We start from the raw sequence: 26,141 nt of genomic DNA, 5'->3' as shown, positions 1-26,141 counted from the left end.
TACTCCTCTCTCACCCTTTTAAATGTGGTCTTCCATAACCAATTCAACAAAAGCTTTTGTAATTGTTGTTTTTGTAACTCTTCCAACAACTTCCAATCCAGACTTTGTTTTTTTCACGACAGGTATACCATCAATTTGTTTACTAATCAAGTTTTGAGCAACTTCTACCAACAAATCATCTTTTTGACATACTGTTATATTAGGCATTCGTGTCATAATGATATGTACAGGTAAAGCATTTAAATCTTGTTTTCCAATGCTTGCGCGAAGTAAATCTTTTCGCGATAGTACGCCTGTTAAACACGACTGATCATCAACTACGAAAAGGGTCCCTACATCTTCTAAGAACATCGTTGAGATCGCATCGTATACCGAAACGCTCTCTTTTACAACAATAGGGACATGTTGATATTCATATACTCTAATTTTTTTAATCTGCTCTGTTAATAATTCATTTCCTGTTTTACCAGTATAAAAATACCCCACACGGGGTCTTGCATCTAAAAAACCTGCCATTGTTAAAATTGCCAAGTCTGGACGTAATGTAGCCCTTGTTAAGTGAAGACGCTCAGCGATATTCTCCCCCGTTATCGGGCCGTTTTCTTTTACAATTTCAATTATTTCTTCTTGTCTACTTGATAATTCCATGACTTCACCACCTAAAGACGATGTAAACCTATGTCCATTATAGTTGAATCGATACAGAATGAGAAATAAATCCGATACTTATCAAGCGAAAGGAATTACAATACTGCGCCCAAAAACAACACCAGAGAAGAAATTCACTGTATCCTTTTATTAAAAGCTTTGTTTCCATTCAATTTTTGTTACATCAGCATAGTTATAAATAAGCTGACCGATTTGGTACAAAAGCGCCAACCGATTATTACGGATTTCTTCATCATCTACCATTACCATATTTTGTTCAAAAAATTGGTGAATCGGATCCGTCAATTGCTCCAAAAGTTTTAATTCTTCTCCAGCTTCTCCACTTGAATTCCGAAACCCTTCCTGGATATGACAATATTTATCGTATAACGCTTTTTCAGATTCTGTGTGCAATACATCTGGATCAATTAATTTAGATGATGCTTTTTGAGCTAAATTTAATACACGCACAAAAGCTTCCTGTGATAATTTGAATTTATCATCATTTCGTTTGACTGATAATAATTCTGCTTTTGCTAAACTGTGCGTAAAGTTGCCAATATCCTGATGTAATACAGCGTGAATGATATCTGGCTCAATTCCCGCTTCTTTAAAGATATAAGTAGCACGATGTAAAAAGAAGTCGTTAATGATAGTAGCAGCTTCACTTTGATTTTCTAGCTTTACTTTGGATGTAGCATATACTTGCAAGGTAAGCTCAATAAGCTTTTCTACGGTTATGTTCCATTTATTTGTAAGTAACATCCGTAATACACCAATTGCTTGACGACGTAACCCATAAGGATCATGAGATCCTGTCGGTAATAATCCTACAGAAATACAACCTGCTATCGTATCTAATTTATCTGCCATACTAACAATTGTTCCTGTGATAGTTTCAGGCAAAACGCCGTTGGCGGATTTTGGTAAGTAATGTTCTCTAATTGCTTGAGCAACAATTGCGTCTTCGCCATAAAAAACAGCATATTTTTCTCCCATAACCCCTTGCAATTCAGTAAATTCATTTACCATACTAGTGGTTAAATCAAATTTACTTAATTCAGCAGCACGAACAGCACGATTAATATCTGACTCAGGTAGTTCAAGATGCTGACTAATTAAACGAGTTAATATAATGACACGTTCTACTTTTTCATAAATGGTCCCTAAATCTTCTTGAAATACAACTCGTTCTAGCTTTGTTAAAAAATCGCTCAAAGAACGCTTACGATCTTCCTCGTAGAAAAAAGCAGCATCAGATAAGCGAGCATGTAATACTTTTTCATTTCCTTTTATTACTGTCTCTAATGAAGTGTCGTCTCCGTTACGTATGCCAACGAAATGAGGTAATAACTCCCCTCCAGTATTCGTACGAACAGGGAAATAGCGTTGATGCTCTTTCATGGAGATAATTAATACTTCCTCAGGTATGGATAAAAATGCATGTTCAAATGAGCCTAAAAAAGCTTGAGGATATTCCACTAAATTACGAACTTCATGCAATAGTTCATGATCAATAGGAATATGCACCGAATGCTCTTGCTCTAATTGATGAATTCCTTGTAATATAGCTGCTTCGCGCTTTTTTGCATCTGCTATTACAAATTGCTGTAGTAATTTTTCTTCATATTGCTTTGGGTTATTAATGGCTATTTTCGTTCCTAAAAAACGATGGCCATATGTCATATTACTGCTTTTTACATGAGCAACTTCAAAAGGAACCACCGTTGAACCGCATAAGCCGACCAGCCAACGTATCGGCCTAGCATAACGCATTGTTTGTGCTCCCCAGCGCATATTCTTGCCAAAGTTAATGGACAGAATGATGTCTTTAAAACCTGGCAGGAGGTCGAATGTATTGTTTCCTTCAATATGCTTTTGCACAAAAATATATGTAGTGCCATTGACAGGTTTTGTATAAATATCATTTGTTGTCTTGCCTTGCCCTTTTGTAAAGCCAATCGCTGCTTTTGTCCAATTACCAGATTCATCTTTAGCAATTTTTTCTGCCGGGCCTTTCACTTCTTCTTTAATCGTTGTTTGTTGTTCACTAAGCCCTTCAATAAAAACTGCCAAACGTCTTGGTGTGGAAAAGGTCGCTAAATTTTTATAAGGAATGCGCAAGCTTTTTAGCCATGCTACTGTTTTGTCATTTAATTGTTTTTCTGCATCATCAATGAAACGAGCCGGCATTTCTTCCAGTCCAATTTCAAATAGAGCATCTGTCACCATATTATTGTTCCTCCTTTTTTAACATCGGAAAGCCAAGTCGTTCTCTTTCAGCAACATACGCTTTAGCAATACCTCTTGCTAAGTTACGAATTCTTGTAATATAACCGGTACGTTCTGTTACAGAGATGACACCTTTGGCATCCAACAAATTAAATGTATGAGAACATTTAAGAACGTAATCATAAGCAGGAAATACTAACCCTTTTTCCATCGTATCTTTAGCTTCTTGCTCATATTTGGTAAAAAGCTCAAATAACATTTCCGTATTAGATGTTTCAAATGTATACATGGAATGTTCATATTCTGGTTGAAAAAAGATGTCTTTGACTGTCACGCCATTTGTCCATTCTAAATCAAATACATTATCTTTATCTTGAATATACGAAGCGAGACGCTCAATTCCATACGTTAGTTCTACAGCAACAGGATTTGCTTCTAATCCTCCGATTTGCTGAAAGTACGTAAATTGTGTAATTTCCATCCCGTCAAGCCAAACTTCCCAGCCAAGACCAGCTGCACCTAAGGTTGGGTTTTCCCAGTTGTCTTCTACAAATCGTATATCATGAACAAGCGGATTAATCCCTAATTTTCTTAGAGAACCTAAGTATAACTCCTGGATATTATCTGGAGAAGGTTTCATAATGACTTGAAATTGGTGATGTTGGTATAACCTGTTTGGATTATCACCATAACGGCCATCCGCAGGGCGTCTTGATGGTTCTACATAAGCAACGTTCCATGGTTCAGGTCCAAGACTACGTAGCAATGTCATTGGTGACATAGTACCCGCTCCTTTTTCCACGTCATAGGCTTGCATAAGAATGCAATTTTGCTGTGACCAATAATTTTGCAAAGTTAAGATCATCTCTTGAATATTCATCATCTTTCCTCCATATACAGTAGTACAATATAAAATCCCCGTCCCTATGTCTATAGTCAAGACATAGGGACGGGGTGTTAAGCCGCGGTTCCACCCTATTTGCTTATGAAAGCCACCTTTATTACAAATACTCCGAAGTTCCTTTCCTCTTACCCCTATCGCTCAGCTTTCACCATCCTGAGCTCGCTATGGAAAGCGTGCAAAAGTACTCTTCTTCATCCTTGTATTTATTCCATATATAATCATCTATGTATGAATAATAAGCGAAACATTCATTGCTGTCAACTCATTTCAATAGATCCATTTGTTTTAATAGCTTTCTTGATTTAAGAAGATACCCACCATAATAATCATAATAATGGTCTAACAATTCCCTAAGCAACTGTTTATTTTGTTCCTTTACTGAAATGTTTGACACGCGTTGTAAATCGACCGTTGCAAAGATGAATAATAATTTAACTACTCCTTTTGGTAATTCAATAGCTCGCTCGTCCATACTTCTACATGATGTACACAGTAAACCAGCTTCTTGAATAGAAAACACAAACGGAGGCGTTACACTATGACAGCTACTACAACAATCTACCGTGGGTGCAAATCCCCCTTTTTTATATAATTTCAATTCATACATCATTAAGGGGATATCAGCCTCTTCTTTGCTATTAATCCACTCCATTGTTTGAAAAAACTGTTCATAAATAAATCCATCTGGCTGTTTATCCTCGACTAATTTATCTGTAAGTTCAGCAAGATATGCTGCGTAAGTTGTTTTTACAATGTCTTCACGTATGGGGCGAAAAGAGTCAATAATTTCTGCTTGTTGTATTGTACTTAACCCTTTATTCACATACATAAGAAATTCCGCATAGATGAACGGCTGCGTTACAGCAGCCATTCTACTTTTTGGTTTTTTTGCTCCTTTAGCAATCGCAGAGAGCTTCCCTAATTTTCCACTAAATATTGTAACGATTTTATGACTCTCTCCATAGTCACGTGTTTTCAATACGACACCTTGTATTTTTTCTAACAATTAGAGCGTCACCTTTCTCTAAAGAACTGCATTCACTTATCATTTCGTTTCTATCGGAGTTTCATTTTTCTCATCTTGTTGTCCTAATTCTTGAAGGTTTTGTTCATTTTCTAACTCTTTCATGATTAAATAGGTTTCAATGTTTCCCGTTTGACTAAATAATTTCCAGGATAGATCGATCACAAGAAACCCCACCTTTCTTTTAAATGTTGAAAATGTAACTTACTACTTAGAATGACCACAAGAGCAAAACAAATGAGTATAAATATTTACCATGTATGAGGAGTTATAAATAACTCCAAATTATCTTTTAGCAAAATTACAGCAAAAGAGTACTGAAACAAATTTTTTTAATAATCATCTCTGCTGAAACCATATTCTTGCAGTTGGCTTTGCTTGTTTCTCCAATCTTTTTTAACTTTTACCCATAGTTCTAGGTACACGCTTGTACCAAGCAGATTTTCAATATCTTTACGGGCTGCTTTCCCAATGTTTTTAAGCATCGTTCCCTGTTTCCCAATAAGAATGCCTTTTTGTGTTTTTCTTTCTGTTACAATAGTTGCTTGAATAAGAACTTTACCATGATTGCGTTGTTCCATATTCTCAATAACAACTGCTATCGAATGAGGAACTTCTTCTTTCGTAAATTGTAGTACTTTTTCACGAATTAACTCACTGATAATAAAACGTTCAGGGTGATCTGTAATTTGATCCTCTGGATAATACTGCGGGCCCTCTGCCAATTGATCTTTTAGCACTTCTAACAGATGTTTTACATTATTCCCCTGCAAAGCGGAAATAGGAATAATTTCTGTAAAATCATGTTTATCTTTATATTGATCAATTAATGGGAGTAGTTTATCAGGGTGTACAAGATCAATTTTATTTACAATTAAATAAACAGGCTTATCTACCTTTTGCAGTCTATCTAAAATGTATTGATCTCCTTTTCCATACCCTTCCTCTGCATTAATCATAAATAAAATGGCATCGACCTCATTTAATGTATTTATAGCGGTTTTCACCATAAAATCGCCGAGCTGATGTTTCGGTTTATGGATGCCTGGTGTGTCTATAAATATCATTTGCGCGTCTGGCAATGTCAGTACACCTTGAATTTTGTTTCTCGTTGTTTGTGGTTTATCACTCATAATAGCTATTTTTTGCCCGATCACCTGATTCATAAACGTGGATTTTCCAACATTTGGTCTACCGATAATAGCTATAAAACCTGATTTAAATTGTTTTTCCATCTGGTTGCCTCCGAAAAATCATACATATTTTATTCATATCATACTATAAAACAACTTTAGTTTCATGGTATTCGACAAAAGCTTTAATTTTTTTTATGTCATTTTTTTGTTTTTGACAATCTTTTTAAAACCGTTATGTAAAAGTGGAAGGATTTTTAGGTTAATCATCAAAAAAACGAGGGTATCCTATAGCATGTAGGAAATAAAATAAACATTCATTTATTAAAACATCTATAAACTTGCTAAAACAAGAAGAGCCACAGCTAAACTGTGGCAACAAGCATGAACATTATATTCGTCTACTATCCCGACAAGAATAGAATGTGACAATCAAAAAGCCGACGCAAACTTTTCTCCTTTGTAAACTCCAAAATATTTCACATAAGTCCGGCTACTTTTGGAATGAAAATAAAACAACCTATTATTACAGCAATGGTGGCTGCTATAAGAACCGCTCCAGCAGCCACATCTTTTATTTGTTTTGCAGCAGGATGAACATCTGGTTTTACGTAATCAATTATTCTTTCTGCGACAGTATTTAGCATTTCTGTTATAAACACATTCCCAATCAAAAGTAAGATAATACTCCACTCCGTGATGTTTATGTTTAAGATAATACCAGCCAATATCACTACAATTGCAGCACATAAATGCACTCGAAAATTACGTTCATTTTTGACAACAAACTGTATACCTTGCCATGCAAAAGAAAAACCAACCAGTCGTTTTTTATCTTTCAATTCCAAACGCACCTAAGATTTTTTCTTGTTTCGCAAACATTTCCTTTTCATCTACTTTCGCTACATGATCATATCCCAATAAGTGAAGGAAGCCATGTAACGCTAGAAAGGCTAATTCTCTCTCCAAAGAATGGTCGTACTCTTTTGCCTGTTCTTTTGCTCTATCCACAGATATCACAATGTCGCCTAACAGCACGGGGAGATTTTCGTCTAATATATTTATTTCTTCTTCCCCTTCTCCAAGTTCTTGCATAGGAAACGACAGGACATCTGTAGGACTATTCTTTTGCCTATAGTTTCGATTTAGTTCTTGAATTTCTTTATTCGTAACGAAATTAATGGATACTTCACCTTGTGGCGTTACACCTTCTTCTTTAGCAGCAAATGCAATTAACCGTTGAATTAAATCAATATAATCACTTTCCACTGAATTTGTTTCATCATGAAAGTCAATATACACTTATTTTGCCTCCTCCACGGGATATTGAATACGCGAATGGAATATCCCTTTCAATGTGCTACAAGTTGTTTGTTGAATCTTATTTAGCTCTTGTAAAGTAATCGGACATTCATCGAACTGTCCGTCTACTAACTTATCTTGAATAATAGATGTAACAATTTCTTCTATTTTTTGTTCTGTAGGTTCTTGTAGTGAACGGACTGCGGCTTCTACTGAATCACATATACTAACAATAGCCGCTTCTTTCATTTGTGGCTTAGGCCCAGGATAACGATAAATTGCCTCTTCCACTTCCTTATTTTGTTCTTTATCTTTGTAATAAAAATACTTCAGTAAAGAAGTGCCATGATGCTGTTTAGCAATATCAATAATTTCTTGTGGTAGTCGATGTTTTTTCAACATCTCAGCTCCATCATAAGGATGACTAATTATTATTCTAGCACTTTCATTTGGCTCAATAAAGTCATGAGGGTTTTTAATTGCCAATTGATTTTCAATAAAAAAATGAGGTTGTACCGTCTTACCTAAGTCATGATAATAAGCACCAACCCTTGCCAGTAACCCATTTGCTCCAACTGCTTCGCAAGCAGCTTCACTTAAGTTAGCCACCATCACAGAGTGGTGATATGTACCAGGAGCTTCCGTTAATAATTTCTTTAGTAATGGATGATTTGGGCTTGATAACTGTAGTAACTTAATATCTGATAAAATCCCTAAAGCAGCCTCAAAATATGGTAACAGTCCAATTGTAAGTACAGCTGACAGGAATGCAGATGCTGTTGCAAAAGATGATTGTAGTAACATATCTCCCCATGCATATTTCTCAAAAGAGAGAAATATAAATAATAATACAACCATGATATTAATAACCGCAATTCCTAATCCAGCCTTCATAACTGCAAGTCTATCTTTGACATTTCTCAGGAAGAAAACGGCTGCCAACTGGGAGAGCAAAAAGTATATACCTGCTTCCACATTTAAAGAACCAGGAATTTGATGATTGAAGATAACACTTCCTAAAATCGCGAACAGCGTACTGAAAATGATCGCAGAACGTTCATGTGTTAATTGTTTTAGTAGCAAAGCCCCCGTAGCTATAGGCATTACGTAAAAGAGTTGGTTTATTTGCGTTGTATAAATACTTACTATTTTCATTAAAGCAACTGTCATGATACTAATAACAACAATTGCAGTAACTTTAGCATTATTTAAACGCTCTTTTCTGGCAAGCCAATTCATTTCATGAGCTATTGCACTTCCTAGTAGCAAGACAAGTATAGCCAATCCAATTCCTGGAAAGAAATTTCGCTCTTTATCAAGAACTCCAACCAATTCTAGTTTTTTATATACTTCATTCGTAATCGTTTGTCCTTCGCGAACGATGATTTCTCCCGCTCTAATTACAACAGGTTCAACATTGCTAGCTGCTTCCTTTCGAGCAGCAGATGTTTTATCCACATCAAAAAATGAATTTTCGACCACCGCAAACTCACTTAACCGGGTCAGAACTTCTTTCATGTCAGCATCTAAATCTGAATACTTAATCTCTTGTTGGATATTTGAAATAGCGCTTTGTGTATTTTCTGTTCGCACACCATTATTCAACGTTTTAGACAAAATTCCCAAGAAAAATTTCTCACCTTTTTCCCGTTCCTCTTTAGGTACTTGAATAAGCTGAGACAGCGAGTCATCACTGACTCCTTTTTGTATTTCTTCAGACAGAATTTGCTTTAATTGTTGCACTTTTTCTTGCTCAGAGATAGGAGCCGTATCGGAGCCTCCCTTATTTTGTTGCGTGTCTTTAAGTTCTTCTTCCAATTTAGTGATTGCGTCAAAAATTTCTTTCGTATACGCCATACGCTCATCCGTAATTTCTTGGTCAATATTGTATCTATCCTCTACAGCTTGAACCGTTTCTCGTATTTTACGCTCTGTTTCTTGCTCATTTTCTATCGTAACTGGAGAACGGATCGTTTCTTTAGCTCTACTAAATCTCTCTATCTCATAGGTTTCCGTCTGTATATTGTCAATCATGATTAGAAAGAAAAACACACTTAGTAAAAGAGAAGCAGCTATCATCATGCCCCATTTATTGAAACGTTTTGTAAATGAAAACCAAGTACGCGGATTGAATTTGTTCTTATCCACTGCTCTCTCTTCCTTTCTAAAGGACAAAATTTAAAAACGCCTATATGCTTTGCTATCTACCAAATTTATCGTAGCCATTAAAAATTTGACTTTTTATACAAGATAAAAGGTGCTGTAAGACTCCCACTTCAAGAATTGGAAGTGGGAGGTCACAGCTTTCTTAAGAGATCCTTTAGATCATACCTCGGGTTACTAAACAATCAGTATGAGATAACCCCTAACTAATTGAAGATTCACTTTGTAATTTCCTAAGTGAAGATATTAGCATTTTCTTATTCACTACGATGCTGGCTATTTTTATCATACGCATCAATGATTCGTTGCACAAGCGGATGTCGAACGACGTCTGTTTGCTCTAAATAAACAAAATCCATTCCTTTTATCCCATTTAATAAATGACTTGCAACCCTTAAACCTGACTGTACACCTTTTGGTAAGTCAATCTGCGTTATGTCCCCAGTAATCACCATTTTTGATCCAAAACCAAGTCTCGTTAAAAACATTTTCATTTGCTCAGGGGTCGTATTTTGTGCTTCGTCCAAAATAACAAAGGCATCATCGAGCGTTCTCCCTCGCATATAGGCCAACGGGGCTATTTCAATCGTTTCCCTTTCAATCAGGCGCATCGTATGCTCTGCCCCTAAAACATCATGCAAAGCATCATATAGCGGTCGCAAATAAGGATCTACCTTTTCTTTTAAATCACCAGGAAGAAAACCCAAACTTTCTCCCGCTTCTACAGCTGGTCTAGTTAATATAATCCTTTTCACATAGCCATTCTTAAGTGCATGAACAGCCATTACGACAGCTAAATACGTTTTTCCCGTACCTGCTGGGCCGATCCCGAAGACGAGATCATTTGCTTTAATTGCAGAGATATATTTTTTTTGCCCTAATGTTTTAACACGAATGGACTTTCCTTTTACATTTTTCGTAATTTCATCTTCAAATAAAGTTTCAAATTGGTTTATTTTTCCTTTCTTTCCAAGTTCAACCGCATAAACGACATCTCTTTCTGTAATGGTCAACCCTTTACGAATAATGGAGAGCAGAGCTTGTAAGACATCCTGAACGAGGTTAAGCGTATCTGGATCACCAGATACATGAATCTGCTCTCCTCTCGTTATAATAGAAACTTGAAGCATTTCTTCTAATTGATGCAAGTATTTATCGTTATTACCAAATAGTGCTAAAGCTTCTTTTGGACTATTTAATTGTAAATCGACTGCTGTTAAATTATCCGGCATATTCAATCTCCTTGACGTAAAGGTTGTGTATCAATAATATTTTCTTCAACACTCATATATAAGTTTAGTTTAACTTTACCATTCTCTGTAGATTGTTGCAAAATTTTTTCAGATAAGATCTCCGCTTCTCCTAGTTCTAGTTTTAATTGTTCTTTCGCTTGTTTAATACCTACCTCAATTGCTTCTTTTTTTGTTCTCTCCACTGTTTTATACGTTTTTTCATGGATATTGGTTTCAATTATTTTTATAGGCAATTCCCACTTTAAAAAGCGAAGTTTTGATTCTTCCTGTTCCTGTTGCGTATTTTCAAAGTCCGATGATCCAAAGCCCCAAATTGGCAGTTTGAAATCCCCAAAACTTAGATGGTATTTATTATCTTGTTCTCCTGTTAATTGTTCTGTATTTGCCTTTAATGGCACACTTACTTTAACCTCATACCAAGTTAACGCGGTGATCTCTCCATCCGCTGCTACATGTTTTACTTCTTTTTTCCCTTCTTCTTCCTCTGCTTCTTCTCCGTCATCCATTTTCCCCGATACTAATAGGTCGCCTTTCTCCACATAATCATGAACATCTACTTTTGGAACCCCTTTGGAAACATACATTTTCTTAATAATTCCTTTTTTAGCAGCAATTAAGTTTCTTGGTTCTGGATTTTCTTCTTCTTTCACAACTATTTTTTCTACACCTTCTAAGTGAAAGGTTGTCCCCTTTTGATCTATACCAACCCATAGTAATTCAGGTACATCATGCAATAATTGTTGTTGTATATGTTTTGGAGAGTCAATAGAAAATATCCATGATCCTGGGTGGATACCATATTGTTCTAATTGTCCATCTATCTTTTCTTCAATATCTTTAGGTACACCAGTTATTTCCACATCCCATATAATATTAGACAGTGTAAAGAGAAACAAGACACTTAGAATAAATGCAAGTATTAATTCTTTTTTCCTTAAATAGCGGCGAATGAAAAATGGAAATCCTTTACGGTCGATAAATTTAATTTTATAATTCGTATCCTTCCGTAATTTTTTTATATAATTAACGTCCTTAAGACCTATCATACCCTTGCATGACTGATGATTTAATTTTACTACGTCCCATACCTGAATGCCATAACTAGTACAATGCTGAAAAAACAATTCCGGTCTATCGCCTGTTACAATGATACTAACAGCACCAGCTATATGTAATTTATTCTTTTGCGTCATATCCTGTACCTCCATCTGGAATAAAGGTTATATCTCTAATCATACCTTCTAGCAAAATTTCTTCGGGTAGCATTCTTTTTAAAACAAAATCTGAACCCGAAATGCGAACATATCCTTTATTCGACTTTAGTTTTAACTCTGTATCCGAATAGGTTTCCAAACCTTTATGATTCTCAATATAAACATGCAATTGTCCAACTACTGTAATTCTTGGTAGTTCCAATAACACATCTGAAGGAAGTGCAAAATACTTCGTTAACCATGGTCTAATTTGTTGTTGCCATTTTTTCACAATGCAGCCCCCTCTCACCTATATATTTATGTTTCTTGCGTTTGTTTAAGAACATGGAAAGGAAACCTTTTAAAAACAAGATGGTCTCACTTACGCAAGAGTCAGTAGCATACACAACCTAGCTACTCAAAACTCATCTCCGTGAACATCAAAATGAGCTTGAGAATGGAATAGATAGGGAAAGGGGAAAGCGACAACAAACATACATCTGATTGAGAATAGATGCTTCATTTTCAATGTATTTAAGTTCTATTTAGGTTAATTTATGTAAAAAGCCATCGTGTACCTCTATTTTAAAGTAAGTGTTAGAAAAACTTGGCCTGTCGCCAAGTCTTATGGCGAAAGCTGTAATTTTTCTTATACTATAAACCTTTAAACTTTTATACTTTCCTATAATAGAAAAACCAATTGCACTTATTTAAAAGTACAATTGGCTCTTATCATTGCAAAACGTAATGTTACGTCTACATTTTTATCTTGTTATGATGTATTTGGACTTACTACATTCATTTATCGTTTTAATTCATTTATCTGCTTCATTTTTATTTGCTCCGAAACAGCACTACGATATGGTTTTTTTCCTCTAGGTTTCCCTAGTACTTCGGACATAATAATGCCATTAATTAAGCCTTCTCGTGTAAAGTTATTTGCAACTTGCCGCTTCATTTTTTGCTTCTGCAAATGTCCTTCTGTCGCTTGTCTCTGGCTTTGAACAGATTGTACTTGTTGGGCAAGGTCTTCTAGCGGCTCTTGCAAATCAGCTCCCATTTGCTCAGCTAATTGCTCCATTTGTTGCTGTTTTTGCTCAGAAGCTGATGCTGTTGATATAGACCCTCCTACTCGTTCAGGACGTTTAGTAGGTTGACTAGCTGGCTTTGTAGCTCCTCCACCGAAAGGAGGAGCAGGCTTATTCGGTTTCTTTCTTCGTTCATTTTCCGTATCTGTATCTTTACTAAAGGAATCTTTAAAAAAACCAATGATCCCAGCGATTGCTGCCAAAATGATAAATCCATTGCTAAAAATAGCTTCGAAGAGCCCTTCCATATAGTAACTCCTCCTTTACTGCTTGCAATTAATTTTGCTCATGATCATCGTTTCCATTTTCAGATAACTTGCCAATAGAATCACGCATATCTGTGTCAGCATCAATGTTCTTATAGTTCATATAATCCATCACACCAAGGTTACCTGAACGTAAAGCTTCAGCTAAAGCAAGTGGTACATCTGCTTCTGCTTCAACTACTTTTGCACGCATCTCTTGCACTCGAGCAAGCATTTCTTGTTCTTGAGCAACTGCCATTGCTCGACGCTCTTCGGCTTTTGCTTGGGCAATGTTTTTATCCGCTTCAGCTTGATCCGTTTGTAAAATTGCACCGATGTTCTTACCAATATCAACATCTGCAATATCAATGGATAGTATTTCAAAAGCCGTACCAGCATCTAAGCCTCGATTTAGTACATTATGTGAAATGGAATCTGGGTTTTCTAATACTTCGGTATGAGCATGTGAGCTACCAATGGTGCTTACAACACCTTCTCCTACACGAGCTATTACCGTTTCCTCACCAGCACCACCTACTAAGCGATCTATATTAGCACGAACGGTTATTCTAGCTTTTGCTTTCACTTCAATCCCATCCATAGCAATACCAGCAATAAACGGGGTTTCAATTACCTTTGGATTAACACTCATTTGAACTGCTTCTAATACATCACGTCCCGCTAAATCAATCGCTGCTCCTCGTTCAAATGGCAGTTCAATGTTCGCACGATGCGCTGCGATCAATGCATTTACCACTCTATCGACATTACCACCAGCTAAATAATGGCTCTCCAGTTGATTTGTTTTAACATTTAACCCGGCCTTATGTGCTTTAATAAGTGGATTAATCACTCGATTTGGAACTACGCGACGAAGTCTCATTCCAACTAATTGAAAGATACCTACTTTCACTCCTGCTGCTAAAGCACTAATCCATAGCATAACTGGAATAAAAGTAAATAAAATAGCTACTGCAATTAAAATAACCGCGATAATTATTAACGGCATTAAGCTCTCTAAATCCATGTATTTTCCTCCTCATTACTATAATTAAATTATATAGTTAAACTAACCATTCGCCTGAATCTTTCTTTCCACACGAATAGAAGTTAAACCTCCTTTATTTCGCGTACTACTATACGTACACCTTCTACTTTTACAACTTTAACCTTTTTATTTTCATCAATAAACCGACCTTCTGAAATTACATCCAAGCGTTCTTGATCAAATACAGCTGTACCAGCAGGACGAAGTGGAGTAACGGTAATGCCTTCTAAACCGATTAATTCTAAGCGATTTACTGAAGATACGTATCCTTGCTCCGTTGTTGTTTGATCTTTAAGTATAATATGTCTGAAAATCCCTTTATCCATACCCATTCTTCTGAAAAGAATAATAGAAACAATTAATGATAATAAGAATGCAATTCCTATGCTTAACGACATATGACCTATATCATATCCTGACATAAACAACGAGCCAATAATCGCACCTGCACCAATTAAACCTAATACGCCACCAGGCACAAAAAACTCTGCAATAATGAGCCCGATGCCTAATATAAGTAAGATAACTGCCTCCATACCAGCTAAACCAGCCACAATATGTCCATAGAAAAATAATACAAGCGAAATAAGTCCCATAATTCCTGCTACACCGAATCCGGGTGAATACAGTTCTACAACAAGCCCTAAACTAGCAATAGATAGTAAAATTGGGATAACTACGGGATTTGTTAAAAATCTAGCTACTTCTTCTGCTAATGTTGGTTCTTTTTCCATAACTGTTGCGTTTTCTAAACTCAATTGTTGCAATAACTCTTCCCTATTTTCAACAGTACCTTCTGAATACCCCACTTCTAATGCCTGTGATGGACCTAAAGTTAGAAACTTACCCTCCCCTGCATCTAGTTCTGGAAGATCAATAGACTCATCAGCCATCGCCATGGCATATTGCGGATCCCTTCCTTTTGATTCAGCCGCACTCTTCATGGAAGCTATCCAAGCAGATTGGGCTTTTTTATTTGCTGCATTACCATCTGACGTGATGACACCACTAGCTCCCATAGTTGCTTGGGGGCGCATATATATTGTATCTGTATTTAAAGCAATGTAAGAGCCCGCTGATAAAGCACGATTCACAATAAATGAAGTAGTGGGAACATCTAGGTCCTGTAAAATTGTGGCAATTTCTCCAGCCGAGTCTACTCTTCCTCCTGGTGTATTAATTTCAAAAATAATATGATCAGTGCCTTCTTCTATTGCTTCTTCGGTCGCTCTATCTAAAAATGCTTGCAGTCCTCTTTCTACTTCTTTTTCTATTGGAATAATATGGACTGTTTTATGACTGGTGCTATTAGCATCTACGCCAGCACCAACATTGAATATAGTGACTAAAAACACGCATAAAACAAAAATATATGTATACACTTTTTTAGCAGTCATGTGCGTTCACCTCCTTCAATGTCATGCTATACGGAATTTTAAGTGCAAAGGTTTCAATTCACCTAAATTTATTAAAATATATCATAAATAAACAATTTACACTATCTATTATGTAAGTGAAACTCCATTACTATTCCAAACGAATTGTCTATAAAGGAGACAATGCGCGCAAAAATTGAAAAATCATATTACAAAGCTAGTGGATAATAACAGGAATAAGCGTTAAATTTGCACAAGTATAAACCAATACTTATATGATGAAAAGAAGTCTTTTTCTAAATTATTACAAAAGGAAGGTGAGAGGTAGGTCATGAGCTAAAAGCACATCGCTATTTCATTACGTTTTCAATTAAAATAGGCTGTTGTAGTAAGAAAAGACCCTAATCAAACTTTTGACTAGGGTCTCTTTTTTAGTTACTTAACTGTTTTTGTACAAGTTTGTTAATTTGTGAACCATCTGCTTTACCTTTAACCTTTGGCATAATTGCACTCATTACTTTTCCCATATCTTTTTTGGAAGTTGCGTTCACTTCTTCAATCGTTAATTTAACTATTGCCTCCAGCTCTTCATCCGTAAACTGTTTTGGCATATATGTTTGCAGAATATCTAATTCTAATTCAACTTGTTGAACAAGATCATCGCGACTCGCTGATTTGAATTCTTGGAGGGAATCTTTTCTTTGCTTTACTTCTCTCGACAAGATCGAAATTTCTTCGTCTTCTGATAATGAGTCTTTTCCAAGTTTAATGGTTTCATTTTGAATAGAAGCTTTTACCATGCGAATCACACTCAGGGTTTGTTTATCTTTGTTCTTCATCGCCTGCTTCATATCTTGGTTTAATGTTTCGAGTAATGTCACTGATTACACCCTCTTTAGAATTTACGCTTTCTAGCAGCTTCAGATTTCTTTTTGCGACGCACACTTGGTTTTTCGTAGTGTTCACGCTTACGATATTCTTGCAATGTACCACTTTTGGATACACTACGCTTAAAGCGACGAAGAGCATCTTCAAGAGACTCGTTTTTACGAACGCGAGTTGTATTTGACATGCTAATTTCCCCCCCTCCGAAGCACAAAACAGATTGTACTAGCATATGACTTTCAATTCACATGCTTTTTAAAGTATAATATAATCCTTTATTTTGGTCAACTGATTGTTTCCAAATAACCATTAATTTATACATATTAATATGTGCTATCTCCTTGTTCATCGTTTAAAATAGCTACACCAGCGCTTGCACCAATTCTTGTTGCACCTGCTTCTATCATTGCTTTCGTTGTTGCTAAATCGCGAACTCCACCAGAAGCCTTTACTCCCATATCTGGGCCTACAGTTTCTCGCATTAATCGAATATCTTCCACAGTTGCTCCGCCACCGGAAAAACCTGTCGATGTTTTAACAAAGTCAGCCTTTGCTTGTTTTGCTAGTTGACAAGCAATTACCTTTTCGTCATCTTTTAACAAAGATGATTCAATAATAACCTTCGTAAGGGCTTTGCCATTTGCTGCTTGTACAACTGCTTCAATGTCATTTAAAACTGTTTGCTTGTCTCCCGATTTTAAAGCACCAATATTAATAACCATGTCTACTTCTGTAGCTCCATCTTCAATGGCTTTATTTGTCTCTGCCACTTTACAAGATGTTGTAGTTGCTCCTAATGGGAAGCCAATAACGGTGCAAACTTTTACTTGAGTTGCTTTTAACTCATTATAACAGTAAGCAACCCAATATGGATTTACACAGACAGATGCAAAATGATGCTCCTTCGCTTCTTTTACAATTTGAGCTATTTTTTCTTTTGTAGTCTCAGGCTTTAATTGCGTATGATCAATGTACTTTGCTAAATTTTTCAATTATATTCTTCCCTTCTTTTCTTAGTTGTACGTACCTCTTCACTAATATAGCATTATTTGTGCAAGAAATCTATTAATGACTTGAAACTGCTTTCTCTTTTCATATTTTTGTTATATTTAATATGTTACATACTTTATTCCTAAGCATTTATTAAATAGAAAAGTTTATGAGTAAAACAAAAATCAGCAACAAGAGCAAAAACTTTCAAGGTTTTGTTCTTGTTGCTGGAATGTTGCAATTAATGTGAGACTACTTCATCATATGCAGTTTCATCTAACACTTTGACAAATGTTGCCTGATTGAGCGGGTAACCTGCTTTTGTAATTTTCACACGCACAAGTTTTCCAATCATATCTGGTGTACCAGAAAAAGCGACTTTTAAATAGTTATCTGTATAGCCGATTAATTGATTTGGATGTTCCTCATCATGTGAATGTTCTTCCGGTATTACTTCTAGCACTTCATTTTCATAATTTTCCGCATATGCTTTAGCTAACTGCTCCGATAATTCGATTAATTGATGAACGCGGTTGTTTTTTACTTCATCATCAACTTGATTTTCCATTCTTGCAGCTGGTGTCCCTGTTCTTCGAGAGTAAGGAAAAACATGCAATTCGGAAAAACCAATTTCTTTAATAAAATCATATGTTTCTTGAAATTCTTCATTTGTTTCCCCTGGAAAGCCGACAATAACATCCGACGTTATCGCTAAACCAGGCAGCGCCTTCTTCAAATTCATGACTTTTTCTTTATAGTAAGAACTTGAATATTTTCTACGCATTCTTTCTAAAACAGAGTCCGAGCCTGATTGTAATGGGATATGCAAATGGCTAACGACTTTCTCAGATTTATCCAACACTTCTATCACTTCATCCGTGATTTGACTAGCTTCAATGGATGAAATACGAATTCGTTTTAATCCATTAACTTTTGTTTCTAAATCACGTAGGAGCATGGCAAAATTATAGTCTTTCATATCTTCTCCATATCCTGCCGTATGAATACCAGTTAATACAATTTCTTTATATCCTGCATTTACAAGCTTTTGCGCTTGTTCAAGGACATTTTGTGGATCCCTTGAGCGTAAGAGCCCACGTGACCAGGGAATAATACAGAAAGTACAGAAGTTATTACATCCTTCTTGTATTTTCAAGGAAGCTCTAGTACGATCGGAAAAGTCAGGTACATCCATTTCTTCAAAGACTCTATTCTTCATTATATTAGAAACGCCATTTACTGGTTCTTTTGACTTTTTATGTTGTTCAATATAATGGATCATATGTTTCCGATCCTGTGTACCCACAACTACATCTACCCCGGGAATTTCCATTATTTCTCCTGGAGAAGTTTGTGCATAACAACCAGTAACACAAACAACAGCGTCTGGGTTTTTTCGAATAGCTCTACGTATAATCTGTCTACTTTTCTTATCCCCTGTATTTGTAACCGTGCATGTATTAATCACATATACATCAGAATTACGATCAAAATCAACTCTCTCATAACCCTGTTCCTTAAACATGTTCCATATACCTTCTGTTTCATAATGGTTTACTTTGCAACCCAATGTATGAAAAGCTACGGTTGGCATCATGAACACCTCATTTCTTCAAAGTGGTACGAAATACTCGCTAATGTATATAAAGCAGCAGTTTCTGCTCTTAAAATTCTTGGTCCAAGTCGTACTGGTTTAAATTTATTTTCTTTTAGTATATCCGCTTCTTCATTTGAAAAACCACCTTCAGGACCAATGCAAATAAGTATACTTTGCCTATTTTGAATTCTTTGCAACACAGACCCTAAGGATTGATAGCGATCAGACTTAGCCTCTTCTTCATAAGCAAATAACATGACATCAAACTTCTTTCCAACTTCAATTACTTCGTTAAGTCCCTTACAAGGTTCCACACCAGGGATCTTGTTCCGGTGACTTTGTTCACTTGCCTCTTTAACAATTTTATGCCATCGCTTTAATTTCTTATCTTTCCGCTTCTCATCCCATTTTACAATGGAACGAGCTGCTTGAAAAGGCAAAAAACAATTTGCCCCTAGTTCCGTCCCTTTTTGCAAAACCCATTCCAATTTATCACTTTTTGGCAATGCTTGAGCAATTGCGACATTTACTGGTAATTCCGTATGATCATTTAACCAACTGACAATGTCAGCATATACTACCTGATTATCTAAGATTGTAATCTTACAAATAGCAGCTTGTCCATCAGGATGATTGCAAATAATTTCATCTCCTGTTTGAAATCGCATAACACGCATAATATGATGCGCATCATCCCCAGTAATCTTAATGGTTTTATCAGCCCATGTATGTGCAGGTACAAAATATCGCTGCAATAGTTTCACCTTCTTCTACTCATAACTAGGTTTACGTGCAACAAGCGAAACCCAATCTTCTAATTCATTGGTTTGAATTATTTCAAACCCTTGCTGCTCCAAATGATCCTTGACGAATTGTTTTTTAGCCTGCGTAATACCCGAGGTAATGAAATGACCTCCAGGTTTTAGTTGGCTCCATGCTTTTTCAACAAATCGTACTATTACTTCCGCTAAGATATTAGAAACGATCAGATCTGCTTCTACTGTAACATGGTCTAATAAATTTTTTTGTTTAGCAGTAATTTTCATTGCTAAATTGTTTAATTTAGCGTTTAACATCGTACTATTTACGGCAACATCATCTAGATCATACGCATAGACATGGTTAGCACCTAATAAAGCAGCTGTAATACTTAAGACACCTGACCCTGAACCGACATCTATTACTGTATCATTTTCCTTTAGGAACTGTTCCAACGCTTGAATACTTAGTACTGTTGTCGGATGGGTTCCTGTACCAAAAGCCATACCTGGATCCAATTCAATAATCATTTCATCTGTATCTACAGGTTGATATGCTTCCCACGTTGGTTTTATCGTAATTCGTTTTGATATTTTCACAGGCTTATAATACTTTTTCCAAGCAGTTGCCCATTCTTCTTCATGAACTTCACTTAATGTGATTTGATTTCTGCCTAAATCAATATCGTATAACATTAAATTATTTATGGCCTGTTTAATTTCTTCTACCGTCTCACCGAGAAAACTATTCATAGGAAGATAAGCTTTTATATAAACCCCTTCATCAGGATATTGTTCTGGGTCTAATTCATATACTTCTCCAAATGTGGAGGTGTGCTCCCTTACTAAATCCATCGCATCTTCAATCACCAGACCACTAGCTCCGTTTTCATGTAAAATGTTCGATATTGGTTCAATTGCTTCATTTGTAGTATGGATACAAAGCTCTGACCACTTCATATGGATACACCCTTTTCTTATTAGAAAAACGAAGGCTCGTCATCAAGTCTTTATGTCGATAAACTGCCGTCGTTTTGCTTATACTATACCCCTGAAAAATTTATACTTTTCTATAGTGTTAAAAGGAAACTAGGCTTTTGCCTCGTTTCCTATTGAAAATAACAGTATTGCCTAACCCTTTTGCTACCCATTTATGATAGTATTTTTCTTGATTATAAATTGGGCATCATTTGAACTATTTCACTGCTACAATGTAACATATCTATATTACATATAGTGTGTGGAAGCAAACAGCTATTCACTTTTAAATGCCTTTTTAAAACGTTCAAATAAAGAACTATCTTGTTCATCTGCCGCTTCATTACCACCGATTTGATTAAATTCACGCAATAATTCCTTTTGACGATCTGTCAATTTCGTAGGTGTTATTATTTTCACTTTAATATGCTGATCTCCATGACCGTAACCCCTCACATTTGGTGCACCTTTGCCTTTTAAACGAAAAATTTTGCCCGATTGGGTTCCAGCAGGTATCTTAAGCTTCACTTTTCCATGCACAGTTGGCACTTCTACTTCATCACCAAGAGCAGCTTGTGCAAAAGTTAAAGGTAGCTCGCAATATATATCGTCGCCTTCTCTGCTGAAGAAATCATGTGGTTTAATTTGTACAACAACAAATAAATCGCCTGGAGGGCCACCATTAACTCCCGCTTCTCCTTTTCCTGACACGCGAATTTGTTGCCCCTCATCTATTCCAGCTGGTATTGAAATATGAATGGTACGACGTTTCTTGACTCTTCCAGCACCGCCACATGTAGTACACTTGTCTGGAATAATTTTACCTGATCCATTGCAATGATGACACACTCTACGATTAACTACCTTACCGAACGGCGTATTCTGTTCCATATTCAATTGACCTGATCCATTACAATGTGAACAAGTTTTTGCCTTTGTTCCAGGCTTAGCTCCTGTACCTGTACAAGTATCGCATGTTTCCTCTTTTGGAATGGTGATATCTGCTTCTTTTCCAAAAATAGCTTCTTCAAAATCTAATTGCATCGTATATTGCAAATCGGCGCCTTGTTGAGGGGCATTTGGGTCTCTTCTTCGACCTCCACCACCGAAAAACATATCAAATATATCACCAAAACCACCACCGAAATCTTGCGCACCGCCAAAACCACCAAAACCTTGGCTTTGTGGTCCGGCATGACCAAATTGATCATATTGAGATCTTTTTTGGTCATCACTTAATACTTCATAAGCTTCTTTTGCTTCTTTAAATTTATCCGCAGCGTCTGCTTCTTTATTTACATCTGGATGGTATTTTCTTGCTAATTTACGATACGCTTTTTTTATCTCATCCTTAGACGCTCCTTTTTCAACTCCAAGGATTTCATAATAGTCTCGTTTACTCACTTGATCACTCTCCCCGTTACACACTTTTGCATAACTTTTATCTTACCATCATCTATATGCGTGTGCAAATATACGCATATAGATAAACGTGTAAAAAGTCAAAGCCAAGAGAATCCTGACTTTGACTTTTATAGTACCAAATAGATGTAGAGCTAACATCTACTCTCTCATTCATTTTTCCGTTCTTCGTACTTATTTTTTATCTTTGTCTTCTTCATCGTCTACTTCTTGGTATTCTGCATCCACAACATCATCATCGCCACTATTTGACTCTTGTGAACCTTGTTGAGCTTGTTGTTCTTGTGCCATTTGCTCATACAATTTAACAGAAAGCTGTTGCACTTGTTCTTGTAAAGCTTCTTTCTTTTCTTTGATCTTATCCATATCATCAGCTTCAAGTGCAGATTTCAACTCTTCTTTAGCAGCTTCTGCTTTTTGTTTTTCTTCCTCAGAGACTTTATCACCAAGATCTTTAATTGTTTTATCCGTTGTAAAGATTAGTTGATCAGCTTCATTACGCAATTCAATTTCTTCACGACGTTTCTTATCTTCTTCTGCATTTTCTTCCGCTTCTTTTACCATTTTATCTACTTCTTCATCAGAAAGACCAGAAGAAGATTTAATGGTAATAGACTGTTCTTTATTTGTACCTAAATCTTTAGCGCGGACGTTAACAATACCATTTGCATCAATATCAAAAGTTACTTCTATTTGTGGAACTCCACGTGGTGCTGGTGGAATGTCAGTTAATTGGAAACGACCCAACGTCTTGTTATCAGCTGCCATCTCACGTTCACCTTGCAATACATGAATATCAACGGCTGTTTGGTTATCAGCTGCTGTTGAAAAAACTTGTGAGTGACTTGTCGGAATGGTTGTATTTCGTTCAATAAGTTTAGTTGTTACACCACCCATTGTTTCAATACCTAAAGAAAGTGGCGTTACGTCTAATAATACAACATCTTTTACATCACCTTGCAGAACGCCACCTTGAATAGCTGCACCAAGCGCAACAACTTCATCTGGGTTTACCCCTTTAGATGGTTCTTTACCAATGACACGTTTAATAGCTTCTTGAACAGCTGGAATTCTTGTAGAACCACCAACTAAAATAACTTTGTCAATATCATTAGCTGTGTAATCTGCATCTGATAAAGCTTTGCGAGTAGGAACCATCGTACGCTCAACAAGATCAGAAGAGAGTTCTTCAAATTTCGCTCTTGTTAAAGTCATTTCTAAGTGTAGAGGTCCAGCCTCACCCGCTGTAATAAACGGTAAAGAGATTTGTGTTTGTGATACTCCAGATAGTTCTTTTTTCGCTTTTTCAGCGGCATCTTTCAAACGTTGTGTAGCCATTTTATCCTTGGATAAATCAATGCCATTTTCTTTCTTAAATTCTTGTACCATATGGTCAATGATAACTTGGTCAAAATCGTCACCACCTAGACGATTATCTCCAGCTGTAGAAACAACTTCAAATGTACCGTCACCAATATCTAAAATAGAAACGTCAAATGTTCCTCCACCTAGATCATATACTAAAATTGTTTGATCTTCATTTTCTTTATCAATTCCATATGCTAAAGCTGCTGCTGTAGGTTCGTTAATAATCCGCTCAACTTCCAAACCTGCAATCTTACCGGCATCTTTAGTAGCTTGACGTTCTGCATCATTAAAGTATGCTGGAACTGTAATAACAGCCTTTTCTACTTTTTCTCCAATATAATCTTCTGCATAAGACTTAAGGTGTTGAAGTACAATAGCTGAAACTTCTTGTGGTGTATATTCTTTATCTTCAATTTTTACCTTGTAATCTGTGCCCATATGACGTTTAATAGATTGGATAGTATTTGGGTTGGTAATTGCCTGACGCTTTGCAACTTCCCCAACTTGTCTCTCCCCATTTTTAAACGCTACAACAGAAGGCGTTGTCCGGTTCCCTTCAGGGTTTGGGATAACAACAGATTCGCCACCTTCCATTACTGCGACACAAGAGTTTGTTGTACCTAAGTCAATACCAATTATTTTACTCATTGTCATTTCCTCCTTAGCTAGCAAGACGATTATTTATTTACTTTTACCATTGCTGGTCGAATAACACGATCTTTTAATTTATAGCCTTTTTGCAATTCTTCTACAACGATATTTGATGGCTTATCTTCAGCTTCTATTTGCATAACAGCATGATGTACATTTGGATCAAATTCTTCCCCAACAGCTGTAATTTCTTCAGCGCCTTGTGAAGCTAGTGCATCTTTTATTTGCTTATAAACCATCGATATACCATCAATTATACTTGCAGTGTCTTCTGTTTTTTCAACTTGTAAGGCACGCTCGAAGTTATCTAAAGCAGGTAGTAATTCTTGAATTAAATCCTGTGATTGATATTTACGAGCTGCTTCACGCTCTTTGACCGTGCGCTTTTTGAAATTATCATATTCAGCTTGAACACGAAGTAACTTTTGATAAAGTTCCTCTTTTTCTGCTTGAAGTGCTTTTAATTTTGATTGTAGTTCTGCATCTGCGTCACTGTCATTCGCTTCGTCTGTATCATCTTTATCTAATACTTCTACAGATTCCACTGCTTCTTCTTCCACTACTTCTTCCTGTTTATCATCATTTTCAGTAGCGGTATTTGTATTTTTTTCCTGTTCCTCCACGCCTGACACCTCCATTTTAAACTAACCATCATACACTATAACACGTTCTAGACTTAGAACGAAACAATAGGGGCTCATTATTTTTTCTTTCCTGACGACGCTTTATTAGTACAACTTAGCTTATCACCAATGATTGATGGCGAAAAAACTGATACAAAGGACGCAGAGCCATCACAGCTTCCTAACGTGTAAGTTAATCTTCATCTTTATACCTCGTATACAATACGTCTGTCATTTCATTCGAAAGGATACTTAATAATGAAATTACTTTGCGATATTCCATTCTCGTTGGCCCAAGTAATGCGATTGTCCCCATTTGCCCTTCTCCTAAATGATAAGCGGCCGTAATTAAACTTAAATCTTTTATCGCTGCAACATCATTTTCTTTTCCGATAGATACTTTAATGCCTTCGCTAGATTGCTTTAATAAATTCACTATCTCATCTTCATTTTCAATCATGGAGTAAAAAGCTCGTATCTTATCAACATCATTAAACTCTGGCTGCATTAACATATTAGATTTTCCGCCTATATATAATTTGACAGGATGATCTTGTAAGAATGCTCCCTTTAAATGTTGATAGGAGTTATTTAAATCGGAAACATACTTCTGCATCATCGCAGCAATTTCCGCATTAAATTTTTCAGCCAACTGCAAAATTGGAACACCATGCAACTGATCATTTAAAATATTTACCATTTTCTCTAGATCTGAACTATCTATTTCTTCTGGAATTGAAAATGCACGATGTTCTACATGACCTGTATTTGTAACGAGTATCGCTACGGCGGTATTGACTGACAAAGAAATAATTTGAATTTGTTTCAGTTTTGTTTCAAAGATTTCAGGCCCCAGTATGATGGAAGTATAGTTGGTCAACTTTGATAATACTTCTGCAGACATTTGTACAATTTGTTCAAATTCAAAAAAACCATCCTGAATCATGTGTTTAATTACATTGCCTTCTTGATGTAGGATATTTGGTGAAATGAGATGGTCCACATAATAACGATATCCTTTTTCAGAAGGAATGCGTCCTGATGAAGAATGAGTTTTCTCAAGAAATCCCAGATCTTCTAAATCTGCCATTTCATTACGAATGGTCGCAGCACTATATGGAATCACTTCTTTCTTGGCAATAGCACGTGAGCCAACTGGATGTGCCGACTCGATGAAATCATCAATTATGACTTGTAAAATTAATAACTGCCTTTCTGTTAACATGATGATCACCTCTGTTAGCACTCATTGCTTTCGAG

25 protein-coding genes are annotated in these 26,141 nt (G+C 36.2%); all 25 read right to left on the bottom strand.

What is annotated here, in order from left to right:
• Window positions 1–18 precede the first annotated feature (18 nt).
• The 25 genes from ccpN to hrcA all read right to left on the bottom strand — a co-directional run bounded on the left by ccpN (window position 19) and on the right by hrcA (window position 26,106).
• Window positions 19–648 carry a transcriptional regulator CcpN gene (ccpN, locus tag B2C77_RS10260; protein ID WP_077703522.1) on the bottom strand — a complete coding sequence of 210 codons (630 nt, stop codon included), beginning with the start codon at window positions 646–648 and terminating at the stop codon, window positions 19–21.
• Window positions 649–798: 150 nt separating this feature from the next.
• Window positions 799–2,880, bottom strand: coding sequence for a glycine--tRNA ligase subunit beta (gene glyS / locus B2C77_RS10255; protein WP_077703521.1), 2,082 nt, complete (start codon window positions 2,878–2,880; stop codon window positions 799–801).
• A gap of 1 nt (window position 2,881) precedes the next feature.
• Window positions 2,882–3,760 (bottom strand): glycine--tRNA ligase subunit alpha, encoded by an 879-nt coding sequence (gene glyQ / locus B2C77_RS10250; RefSeq protein ID WP_077703520.1) that lies wholly within the window; start codon window positions 3,758–3,760, stop codon window positions 2,882–2,884.
• 286 nt (window positions 3,761–4,046) lie between these two features.
• Window positions 4,047–4,790, bottom strand: coding sequence for a DNA repair protein RecO (gene recO, locus B2C77_RS10245; RefSeq protein ID WP_077703519.1), 744 nt, complete (start codon window positions 4,788–4,790; stop codon window positions 4,047–4,049).
• A 39-nt stretch (window positions 4,791–4,829) separates the two neighbouring features.
• A complete protein-coding gene (locus tag B2C77_RS10240) occupies window positions 4,830–4,973 on the bottom strand; it encodes a YqzL family protein (RefSeq protein ID WP_077703518.1) in 144 nt (47 codons plus the stop codon).
• Window positions 4,974–5,140: 167 nt separating this feature from the next.
• A complete protein-coding gene (era, locus tag B2C77_RS10235) occupies window positions 5,141–6,043 on the bottom strand; it encodes a GTPase Era (RefSeq protein ID WP_077703517.1) in 903 nt (300 codons plus the stop codon).
• Window positions 6,044–6,420: 377 nt separating this feature from the next.
• Window positions 6,421–6,783 carry a diacylglycerol kinase family protein gene (locus B2C77_RS10230; RefSeq protein ID WP_217697385.1) on the bottom strand — a complete coding sequence of 121 codons (363 nt, stop codon included), beginning with the start codon at window positions 6,781–6,783 and terminating at the stop codon, window positions 6,421–6,423.
• Window positions 6,773–7,243 (bottom strand): rRNA maturation RNase YbeY, encoded by a 471-nt coding sequence (gene ybeY / locus B2C77_RS10225; protein WP_077703515.1) that lies wholly within the window; start codon window positions 7,241–7,243, stop codon window positions 6,773–6,775. Before ybeY ends, B2C77_RS10230 begins: the two co-directional genes overlap by 11 nt.
• A complete protein-coding gene (locus B2C77_RS10220) occupies window positions 7,244–9,391 on the bottom strand; it encodes an HD family phosphohydrolase (RefSeq protein WP_331805301.1) in 2,148 nt (715 codons plus the stop codon).
• 272 nt (window positions 9,392–9,663) lie between these two features.
• Window positions 9,664–10,638, bottom strand: a complete 975-nt coding sequence (locus B2C77_RS10215; RefSeq protein WP_077703514.1) for a PhoH family protein — start codon at window positions 10,636–10,638, stop codon at window positions 9,664–9,666.
• 2 nt (window positions 10,639–10,640) lie between these two features.
• On the bottom strand, window positions 10,641–11,852 hold the full coding sequence (gene yqfD, locus B2C77_RS10210) for a sporulation protein YqfD (RefSeq protein ID WP_077703513.1): 1,212 nt from the start codon (window positions 11,850–11,852) through the stop codon (window positions 10,641–10,643).
• Window positions 11,836–12,144, bottom strand: coding sequence for a sporulation protein YqfC (gene yqfC, locus B2C77_RS10205; RefSeq protein ID WP_176087314.1), 309 nt, complete (start codon window positions 12,142–12,144; stop codon window positions 11,836–11,838). The genes yqfD and yqfC overlap by 17 nt, the downstream gene beginning before the upstream one ends.
• Window positions 12,145–12,654: 510 nt before the next feature.
• Window positions 12,655–13,188: a YqfB family membrane protein gene (locus tag B2C77_RS10200; protein WP_077703512.1), complete on the bottom strand. Its 534-nt coding sequence runs from the start codon at window positions 13,186–13,188 to the stop codon at window positions 12,655–12,657.
• Window positions 13,189–13,216: 28 nt separating this feature from the next.
• Window positions 13,217–14,212, bottom strand: a complete 996-nt coding sequence (floA, locus tag B2C77_RS10195) for a flotillin-like protein FloA (RefSeq protein WP_073004480.1) — start codon at window positions 14,210–14,212, stop codon at window positions 13,217–13,219.
• Window positions 14,213–14,295: 83 nt separating this feature from the next.
• Entirely contained in the window at window positions 14,296–15,630 is a 1,335-nt protein-coding gene (locus B2C77_RS10190; RefSeq protein WP_077703511.1) for an NfeD family protein, read from the bottom strand.
• Window positions 15,631–16,040: 410 nt separating this feature from the next.
• Window positions 16,041–16,490 (bottom strand): GatB/YqeY domain-containing protein, encoded by a 450-nt coding sequence (locus B2C77_RS10185; RefSeq protein WP_077703510.1) that lies wholly within the window; start codon window positions 16,488–16,490, stop codon window positions 16,041–16,043.
• 14 nt (window positions 16,491–16,504) lie between these two features.
• Entirely contained in the window at window positions 16,505–16,681 is a 177-nt protein-coding gene (gene rpsU / locus B2C77_RS10180; protein WP_019377991.1) for a 30S ribosomal protein S21, read from the bottom strand.
• A gap of 136 nt (window positions 16,682–16,817) precedes the next feature.
• Window positions 16,818–17,486, bottom strand: coding sequence for a deoxyribose-phosphate aldolase (gene deoC, locus B2C77_RS10175; RefSeq protein ID WP_077703509.1), 669 nt, complete (start codon window positions 17,484–17,486; stop codon window positions 16,818–16,820).
• Window positions 17,487–17,725: 239 nt separating this feature from the next.
• Entirely contained in the window at window positions 17,726–19,078 is a 1,353-nt protein-coding gene (gene mtaB / locus B2C77_RS10170; RefSeq protein WP_077703508.1) for a tRNA (N(6)-L-threonylcarbamoyladenosine(37)-C(2))-methylthiotransferase MtaB, read from the bottom strand.
• On the bottom strand, window positions 19,078–19,836 hold the full coding sequence (locus tag B2C77_RS10165) for a 16S rRNA (uracil(1498)-N(3))-methyltransferase (RefSeq protein WP_077703507.1): 759 nt from the start codon (window positions 19,834–19,836) through the stop codon (window positions 19,078–19,080). Before B2C77_RS10165 ends, mtaB begins: the two co-directional genes overlap by 1 nt.
• A 15-nt stretch (window positions 19,837–19,851) precedes the next feature.
• Window positions 19,852–20,799 (bottom strand): 50S ribosomal protein L11 methyltransferase, encoded by a 948-nt coding sequence (gene prmA / locus B2C77_RS10160; RefSeq protein WP_077703506.1) that lies wholly within the window; start codon window positions 20,797–20,799, stop codon window positions 19,852–19,854.
• A 294-nt stretch (window positions 20,800–21,093) separates the two neighbouring features.
• Window positions 21,094–22,221, bottom strand: a complete 1,128-nt coding sequence (gene dnaJ / locus B2C77_RS10155; protein WP_077703505.1) for a molecular chaperone DnaJ — start codon at window positions 22,219–22,221, stop codon at window positions 21,094–21,096.
• Between the two features lie 192 nt (window positions 22,222–22,413).
• Window positions 22,414–24,255, bottom strand: a complete 1,842-nt coding sequence (dnaK, locus tag B2C77_RS10150) for a molecular chaperone DnaK (protein ID WP_077703504.1) — start codon at window positions 24,253–24,255, stop codon at window positions 22,414–22,416.
• 29 nt (window positions 24,256–24,284) lie between these two features.
• The gene (gene grpE / locus B2C77_RS10145; protein WP_077703503.1) at window positions 24,285–24,896 is read right to left on the bottom strand and encodes a nucleotide exchange factor GrpE; all 612 of its coding nucleotides are present in this window, start codon (window positions 24,894–24,896) and stop codon (window positions 24,285–24,287) included.
• Between the two features lie 178 nt (window positions 24,897–25,074).
• Window positions 25,075–26,106: a heat-inducible transcriptional repressor HrcA gene (gene hrcA, locus B2C77_RS10140; RefSeq protein ID WP_077703502.1), complete on the bottom strand. Its 1,032-nt coding sequence runs from the start codon at window positions 26,104–26,106 to the stop codon at window positions 25,075–25,077.
• Window positions 26,107–26,141: the final 35 nt, after the last annotated feature.

The organism is Virgibacillus dokdonensis, from assembly GCF_900166595.1.
Taxonomy (GTDB): domain Bacteria; phylum Bacillota; class Bacilli; order Bacillales; family Amphibacillaceae; genus Virgibacillus; species Virgibacillus dokdonensis.
The sequence above is the reverse complement of the archived record's forward strand: the minus strand, read 5'-3'. Positions and strand labels throughout refer to the sequence as shown.

Bases quoted from the DNA above. Each gene is read 5' to 3' on its own strand.
- ccpN (WP_077703522.1), bottom strand. From the start codon at position 648: ATGGAATTATCAAGTAGACAAGAAGAAATAATTGAAATTGTAAAAGAA.
- glyS (WP_077703521.1), bottom strand. From the start codon at position 2,880: ATGGTGACAGATGCTCTATTTGAAATTGGACTGGAAGAAATGCCGGCT.
- glyQ (WP_077703520.1), bottom strand. From the start codon at position 3,760: ATGAATATTCAAGAGATGATCTTAACTTTGCAAAATTATTGGTCACAG.
- era (WP_077703517.1), bottom strand. From the start codon at position 6,043: ATGGAAAAACAATTTAAATCAGGTTTTATAGCTATTATCGGTAGACCA.
- B2C77_RS10215 (WP_077703514.1), bottom strand. From the start codon at position 10,638: ATGCCGGATAATTTAACAGCAGTCGATTTACAATTAAATAGTCCAAAA.
- yqfD (WP_077703513.1), bottom strand. From the start codon at position 11,852: ATGACGCAAAAGAATAAATTACATATAGCTGGTGCTGTTAGTATCATT.
- B2C77_RS10200 (WP_077703512.1), bottom strand. From the start codon at position 13,188: ATGGAAGGGCTCTTCGAAGCTATTTTTAGCAATGGATTTATCATTTTG.
- floA (WP_073004480.1), bottom strand. From the start codon at position 14,212: ATGGATTTAGAGAGCTTAATGCCGTTAATAATTATCGCGGTTATTTTA.
- B2C77_RS10190 (WP_077703511.1), bottom strand. From the start codon at position 15,630: ATGACTGCTAAAAAAGTGTATACATATATTTTTGTTTTATGCGTGTTT.
- rpsU (WP_019377991.1), bottom strand. From the start codon at position 16,681: ATGTCAAATACAACTCGCGTTCGTAAAAACGAGTCTCTTGAAGATGCT.
- mtaB (WP_077703508.1), bottom strand. From the start codon at position 19,078: ATGCCAACCGTAGCTTTTCATACATTGGGTTGCAAAGTAAACCATTAT.
- prmA (WP_077703506.1), bottom strand. From the start codon at position 20,799: ATGAAGTGGTCAGAGCTTTGTATCCATACTACAAATGAAGCAATTGAA.
- dnaK (WP_077703504.1), bottom strand. From the start codon at position 24,255: ATGAGTAAAATAATTGGTATTGACTTAGGTACAACAAACTCTTGTGTC.
- grpE (WP_077703503.1), bottom strand. From the start codon at position 24,896: ATGGAGGTGTCAGGCGTGGAGGAACAGGAAAAAAATACAAATACCGCT.
- hrcA (WP_077703502.1), bottom strand. From the start codon at position 26,106: ATGTTAACAGAAAGGCAGTTATTAATTTTACAAGTCATAATTGATGAT.